Annotated in this window: 4 protein-coding genes; all 4 read right to left on the bottom strand. The window is 36.9% G+C overall.

Features of this window, described 5'->3' with window-relative positions:
* Window positions 1–295: 295 nt before the first annotated feature.
* The gene (locus ACO6FI_RS11025; protein WP_485457373.1) at window positions 296–1,222 is read right to left on the bottom strand and encodes a tRNA dihydrouridine synthase; all 927 of its coding nucleotides are present in this window, start codon (window positions 1,220–1,222) and stop codon (window positions 296–298) included.
* An 83-nt stretch (window positions 1,223–1,305) separates the two neighbouring features.
* Window positions 1,306–2,844: a carbohydrate-binding domain-containing protein gene (locus ACO6FI_RS11020; protein ID WP_485457372.1), complete on the bottom strand. Its 1,539-nt coding sequence runs from the start codon at window positions 2,842–2,844 to the stop codon at window positions 1,306–1,308.
* A gap of 203 nt (window positions 2,845–3,047) precedes the next feature.
* A complete protein-coding gene (locus ACO6FI_RS11015) occupies window positions 3,048–3,611 on the bottom strand; it encodes a cell wall-binding protein (protein WP_485457371.1) in 564 nt (187 codons plus the stop codon).
* 251 nt (window positions 3,612–3,862) lie between these two features.
* Window positions 3,863–4,930 carry a mannonate dehydratase gene (gene uxuA / locus ACO6FI_RS11010; RefSeq protein WP_485457370.1) on the bottom strand — a complete coding sequence of 356 codons (1,068 nt, stop codon included), beginning with the start codon at window positions 4,928–4,930 and terminating at the stop codon, window positions 3,863–3,865.
* Window positions 4,931–5,088 lie beyond the last annotated feature (158 nt).

The following is a 5,088-nucleotide window of genomic DNA, read 5'->3' as shown; positions in this document are numbered from 1 at the left end:
AAAGGAATTATTGCCTTCCATCCTTCCAATCCGCATTTTTCGAAAACTTTGAACATTCCTATAACGCTGATAATGTAAATAATCGCTGAAAAACAAATAATACCGACCGCAAATGCTGCTATCGCAGCAAAAAAGGTTGCTCCCATAATTTGCCTCCTCAAATGTCTTATTGTCGGTAAAAATATATCAAATTTTTACCGACTCTTCATAAAGTATATAGTATTTTTTATTATGTTGCAACAAGTTAGAATAAACTAATTTCTTAAATTTTTATAACGATATGTTTATTGTTATATTATTTGAGTCCTTCTATATGCTTATTGTACTCATTTATTGTATCAACTTTCCTTATCTTCCTTAAGGCCTTGGCATATATTTCATCCGCTAATACCATACCCCAAAGTTCCTTTAATTTAAATAAAGTATTCCTTTCTCCAAAATCAAGTGACAAATACTCTTCTTTTACATCCTCCAAAAAGTCTATCGTCTTTCTTAAATCAGTCATATCCACACCGGTTTTTATAGCCTCCGGCAATAGAGGATTTCTTACCAATCCTCTGCCGATCATTACGGTATCAACTCCGTTTTTTCTTAACTCTTCATTTAATATCTTAAAGCCTTTTTGCGTATTTATATCACCGTTGTATACAATTTTTACTTTTAAAGTTTTACAAGCCTGCGTAAACGCCTGCATATACACATTATTTTTATAAAAATCACTCCTTAATCTTGGATGTATAATAATTTCACTAAAATCATACTTTTCATATACGCTAAGCAGAGCATCCCACTCATCATAGTCACAAAATCCTATTCTGGTCTTTACGGATATTTTTATATCCGTACTTTTTTCAAATATTTCATAAAAAAATCTGTCAAGTGCATTTGTATCCTGCAAAAATCCCGAGCCTCTGCCCTTTGAAGTCACAGTACCTGAGGGGCATCCCAGATTTATATTAAATTCATTAAACCCCATCTGTTTTATCTCATCGGACAGCTTCAAAAAATCTCCCGCACTGTTTGTAAGTATCTGCACAATAAGATTCTGTCCTTTATTATATTCTTTATCAAGTTCCATACGCTCGGATCTTGAGAATCCTTTTTTCATATGTGGTGTAATAAAAGGTGTAAAAAACTTGTCCACTCCGCTAAAATGCTTTATATACGCCTTTCTGAAAACATAATTTATCACACCCTCCATAGGCGCCATGTATATCTCCATAAATCTCCTTAACTCAAAAGATAGAGGGCAAACAACCCTCTATCTAAGTTTATCATTTTATATGCATTTATCAAATATAATTTTTAATTTTTTTCTGTCTGTGACGACTCACCGCTTGGCGGTCCCGGCATCTCAATTTCATTGCCGTTTGCATCGGTAGGTTTTTGTGGCGGCTCTCCTGTAGGAGGATTTCCTCCCGGGCCTCCGTTTCCGTTAGGACCGCCCGGTCCGCCTGCACTTCTCTCACCTATAGTACTTCCTCCTGCAGTTATAGTTACTTCATTGCTGTTATCTCCTGCAGTTACAGTATATGTTTCACCTGTAGAAAGCTTATCTGAAGATATAACCGCAAATGTGAACTCTTTATCCGCATTATAACTTAATACAGTATTGCCGTCTTTATCGGTCACCTTTATCTCAGTGCCTGCCGCAACCGTACTGTCATAGTATACGGTTATAAAGTTTTGTGTGGAACTGCTGTCAAATGTCTGTGCCATCTCCTGAATACCTGTACTTACAAATGTTCCACCTGTTATAACGGCCTTGCCGTTGTAATCAAGTGCTACATCAGGTCCTGAAGTTGCACCTGATACATATACAGTTCCACCGTCAATATATACCTGACCGTTTGAATCTATTCCGTCAGCACTTGCATTTATATTTACTGTTCCGCCTGTGATTCTAAGATATGTATCGGCCTGATTTTCCTCACCGTATGCTTCCTTCTGTGCATCCGTAGCACTGTCATCAATAAGTCCTCTTGCATTTATACCGTCATCCGTGGCAACAATATCTATATTTCCGCCGTTGATATAAATGCTGACACCTTCAAGACCTTCTCCCGACTTTTCTATATTGACATTTCCGCTGTTTATTACCAGCGCACCGTCTGTAGTTATACCGTCATCTTCAGCATTTATAGTGATATCCGCATTCTCTATAGTTACAGAATCTTTACCTTTTATGGCCTTACCTACAGAATTAATATTTATCTTACTGTCAAGTATAATAAGATTATCCTTTGCCTTTATCGCTGTAGCATAATTTGAATCAATATTTAAGCTTCCGGTTCCGTTTATGGTCAAATTATTCTTTACAAAAAGTGTTGCATCAGGTTCATCTTCACCGTCAGCATACTCATAACTTGTTCCGTCACTTAGAGTATTGGTAGTTCCGTCTACAAGTGTTATTACAACTTTCTTTCCTGTAGCTGCATTTATAACCGATGATGTGGTATTTGTAATATTTACACCGTTAAACACCAGGTGTACCACATCTTCATCTCCCACTTCTGTAATTATCTGTCCGTCAAATTCACCGCTAAGTACATATGTACCGGCTTTTGTAATCTTTATATTTCCGTTTTCAAATGTAGCACCTTCACCTGTAATGTCGGCACTTCCATTGCTAAGTTCTATTTTTGTATCCGAATCCGAGTATGAAGTATTAAGATCTTCATCCGAATATGTACCCTTTGTTGTACTGCTTGAAGTATTTACCGCTGTAGTCTCACTCTGCTGCACAGTGGTTTGTGTTGTATTTGTAGTCTTATTATTTGAACAACCTACTATTGCAAGTCCAAGTGCCATGGTTATAAGCCAAGTACACATTTTCTTTTTCATATTGCACCTCGTTTCTAAAATGGGGTTTGTTGTTTATGAAATGTATTATCACCTAAAATCATGTTCAAAATGTGTACTCCAAGTGTAAAGTCTGTGTTTTTATTACATCAGTTTATTTCGACTATATCAATTATGATAAGCCGATTTAGAGATTCAAAAAAGCGGATAGGCAACAACCTATCCGCTTAATCAACTTTGTTAAATTATTTTGCTACATAAACTCCGTCATTATTTACATAGTATCCGTCAGGAGTTGTTGCATTGTACCACATAGCACCGTTAGCATCAAAGTAATACCACTTATGTGTATTCTCTGTCAAAAGCCATCCAATATTCATATGACCGTCATCATGCATATAGTACCAGTTGTTATTGATAAATCTCCATGATGTAAGCATATATCCCTCTGCATCAAAGTAATACCACTTACCGTCTTTATTTACCCAAGTGTTCTTTGCATAGTTGCCTGCACCATAGCTTAACCACCAGCCCTTAGCATCCTTCTGCCATGTTCCTGCTGAAGAATTCTGAACTGCACTTCTTGATCTGTATGTTGAACCTGATCCTGAACCGCCGCCTGAAGAACCGCCATGTCCATGTGAGTTTGAGCCTGTTGCTCTAGGTACTGAAGGTGTTGCCACAGATGATGTTGCCACAACTGTATGAGCACCCGGTGTTATTACTACTGACGGAGCTGCATTTGCTGCAAATACAGCACCTACTGTCAATCCAAATCCTAATGCTAATGTTGTTAATACACGTTTCATATATCCCTCCATTTTTTATTAAAACTTTCTTAACCAAACACTAGGATGATACCACCGTTACTAAAATAATTCAATGTAAATCATCTTTCTAAAAGATTACAAAATTCTTACGTTGCAAAAACAGTATATAAAAATATATATTATTATCAACACAAAAAGAGTATATTGTTAATTTCTATATTCTTATTTAAAATAACAAAAGGGAAGATATGAATCTTCCCTAAAAAAAACTTACTATATAGATATTTTTATTATTTTCTGTCAAACTTTTCAAGCGCATCCCATACACCGAGTATATACATTACACCAAGTGCTCTGTCATACAAACCGTATCCCGGTCTACACTTCTCATCCCAGATATGTCTTCCATGGTCAGGACGAATATATCCTGTATATCCGCAGTCATGATATGCCTTGATTATATCTAAGATACCTACATCTCCGTCACAGTCTCTATGTGAAACTTCCGAGAAATCTCCTCCCTCATAGTGCTTTACATTTCTTATATGTGCAAAGTAGATTCTGTCACAGTGCTTTCTAACTATGTCTGCAACTCTGTTATGTTCATTTGCTCCCAGTGAACCTGAACAAAGTGTAAGTCCTGAATAAGGATTATCTACAAGCTTTAAAAACTTGTCAATTGCAGCTTCATCAACCAAAAGTCTTGGAAGTCCGAAAATGTCCCATGGCGGATCGTCCTGGTGAATAGCCATCTTGATATTACATTCCTCACAAGTAAGAATTATCGCCTCCAAGAAATACTTTAAGTTTTCCCAAAGCTTTTCTTTGGTAACAGGCTTATATGCCTCAAAGAGTTCCTTCAGATGCTCAAGTCTTTCAGGTTCCCAACCGGGCATTGTGTATCCCTTTGATCCTTCTATGATATATCTTGCCATCTCAATAGGATCTTCTCTGATAACTTTCTTTTCATAGAAAAGTGCATTTGATCCGTCAGGCAACTCATGATGTAAATCAGTTCTGGTCCAGTCAAATACAGGCATAAAGTTGTAACATACAACCTTTACACCGAATTTTGCAAGATTTCTTAGAGTTGTTTTATAGTTTTCTATAAGTGCATCTCTTGTAGGTAAACCTATCTTTATGTCATCGTGAACATTTACAGATTCAACCACATCCATATTAAAGCCATATGGTTCCAGTTGCTTTCTTACTTCTTCGATTTCGGCCACTTCCCAAACTTCTCCGGCAGCCTTGTTGTGCAATGCCCAAACAATGCCTTCAACACCCGGAATCTGCTTGATTTGCTTTAAGGTAACGGAGTCATTTCCTTCTCCGTACCAGCGCCAAGTCATTTGCATAGTTTTCTCCTTCTATAATATCTATACAATAAAAGTAACTAAAGTTACTGATATTATCCCACATATTTCTTCAATGTCTCCCTTACAGCTCCCTTTCCTGCTATAAGTTCAACAAAGTATTTTTCTGCAAGCTCTCCAAGTCCTGCTTCATATAAGTT

Source organism: Lachnoanaerobaculum sp. (genome assembly GCF_057250505.1).
Note: the sequence above shows the minus strand (reverse complement) of the source record. Positions and strands in the feature narration are given on the sequence as shown.

Coding starts and splice junctions, on each gene's coding strand:
- ACO6FI_RS11015 (WP_485457371.1), bottom strand. CDS start 3,611: ATGAAACGTGTATTAACAACATTAGCATTAGGATTTGGATTGACAGTA.
- uxuA (WP_485457370.1), bottom strand. CDS start 4,930: ATGCAAATGACTTGGCGCTGGTACGGAGAAGGAAATGACTCCGTTACC.
- ACO6FI_RS11020 (WP_485457372.1), bottom strand. CDS start 2,844: ATGAAAAAGAAAATGTGTACTTGGCTTATAACCATGGCACTTGGACTT.
- ACO6FI_RS11025 (WP_485457373.1), bottom strand. CDS start 1,222: ATGGAGATATACATGGCGCCTATGGAGGGTGTGATAAATTATGTTTTC.